The 1,369-nt window shown below is 65.3% G+C and carries 1 protein-coding gene; it reads right to left on the bottom strand.

The window, feature by feature from the left end; all coding sequences use genetic code 11:
* Positions 1-254: 254 nt before the first annotated feature.
* Positions 255-1,289, bottom strand: coding sequence for an IS110 family RNA-guided transposase (locus SMA01S_RS23930; protein WP_066827991.1), 1,035 nt, complete (start codon positions 1,287-1,289; stop codon positions 255-257).
* Between the last annotated feature and the right edge of the window lie 80 nt (positions 1,290-1,369).

Genomic DNA, 1,369 nt, shown 5'->3' with positions numbered 1-1,369 from the left:
ACGCCCCTTCGGATGCAAGCGCTAAATGGGGGTATTCTGGCACGTAGTCGGATGCTGTCATCTGTCCGGCCTCGATGAGCAGCGCCATAGCTGCGGGCCAGTATGGGAGTTCGCGGACCGGAACCACATCAGCTTTGCGCGCTTGGCTAGCGCTCTGCCATTCCCTGGTTCTTCCGGCCCCGTCTCGCCGACCGTTGTGCCATACCCTCCTTCGACCGCCTACGTCCCCGACGCCTCTGGCTTCGTTCCCGGCGTTACGCCGCGACCGCTGCCGGAGCTCTATAATCCTCTTTCTTCGTCAACAGCGCCCAGGCCATGCGCGCCATCTTGTTGGCGAGCGCGACCGAGACGAGCATGCGCGGTTTGCGCGCGAGCATGCGCTCCAGCCACGAGCCTGCAGGCGCACCGTGGCGACAGGCGCTGCGGACCATCGAGCTGCCGCCGATGATGAGCAGCCGCCTGATCGTGCGCTCGCCCATCTTCGATATGCTGCCGAGCCGCTGCTTGCCGCCGGTCGAGTGCTGACGTGGCGCGAGCCCGAGCCAGGCCGCGAAGTCGCGACCTTTGCCGAACGTCTCGATTGGCGGCGCAAGCGCGATGATCGCTGTCGCTGCGATCGGGCCGATGCCCGGGATGGTCATCAACCGCCGCGCCGCCTCATCTTCTTTGGCGCGCCGCGCGATCTCACGGTCGAGCACGGAGATCTGCTTGTCGAGCTCGCCGAGCAGGTCGACCATCAGCTTGAACATCGGCCGCGCCACCGCCGGCAGTGTCGACGCCATCGCCTCATCCTCGAGCAGATCCGCCAGCATCGTCATGTGCGCCATCCCGCGCGGCGCGACCCAACCATATTCCGCCAAGTGACCCCGGATCGCGTTGATCAGCTGAGTGCGCTGCCGCACCACCAGATCGCGCGTGCGGAACACGAGCCCGGCGGCCTGCTGCGCGTCGCTCTTCACCGCCACGAAGCGCATGCCCGGCCGCTGCGCCGCCTCACAGATCGCCTCAGCATCGATCGCATCGTTCTTGTTGCGCTTCACGAACGGCTTCACATACGCCGGCGGGATCAGTCTGACGTGATGACCCATTGCCTGCAGCTCGCGCGCCCAATGATGAGCACCGCCGCAGGCCTCAAGCGCCACCGTGCACCGCGGCTGGCTCGCGAAGAAGTCGAGCAGCTTGCCACGCGTCAGCTTGCGACTGAACACCATCGCACCGCGCTCATCGACGCCATGCGCGTGAAAAACGTTCTTGGCGATATCCAGACCGATTGTGATAACCTGCGACACGGACGCCTCCCTCAGTGGTGTTTCAACACCTCCACTTTGGCACATCGATGCCGTCGGGGGGCGTCCACCCCATCAGCTTT

The organism is Sphingomonas mali NBRC 15500 (assembly GCF_001598415.1).
GTDB lineage: Bacteria > Pseudomonadota > Alphaproteobacteria > Sphingomonadales > Sphingomonadaceae > Sphingomonas > Sphingomonas mali.
Note: the sequence above shows the minus strand (reverse complement) of the source record. Positions and strands in the feature narration are given on the sequence as shown.